The organism is Psychrobacter sp. W2-37-MNA-CIBAN-0211, assembly GCF_040309405.1.
In the GTDB taxonomy this organism is placed as follows: domain Bacteria; phylum Pseudomonadota; class Gammaproteobacteria; order Pseudomonadales; family Moraxellaceae; genus Psychrobacter; species Psychrobacter glaciei.
This window is the reverse complement of record NZ_JBEOOU010000218.1, coordinates 1-270: the sequence shown is the minus strand read 5'-3', so window position 1 is coordinate 270 and position 270 is coordinate 1. Positions and strand designations below refer to the sequence as shown.

The following is a 270-nucleotide window of genomic DNA, read 5'->3' as shown; positions in this document are numbered from 1 at the left end:
ACCCACAGTTTAGTTATAATTCGCGTGCATTAATGGAAGGTTTCAGTGCGGGTTATAATCAATATCTTGCCGATGTAGAAGCTGGAACTCAAACAGGCGAGCCATTTTGTGCTGGTCAACCGTGGGTTAAACCTATTAGCGGTGTCGATGTAGCAAGCTATCTATTTTCCATCGCGCTATTACCTGGGGCGGCAAACTTTTTAGATTTAATTTTTTACGCCAACCCTGGCGATGCTCAAGAGTATTTACCGCGAATTATTGGGCCTGCAC

General features: G+C 44.4%; 1 protein-coding gene. It reads left to right on the top strand.

Translation table 11 applies throughout. The annotated features are described in order from the left end of the window. On the top strand, positions 1 to 270 hold a 270-nt coding region (locus AAEY72_RS14975), incomplete at both ends, for a hypothetical protein (protein ID WP_352311351.1).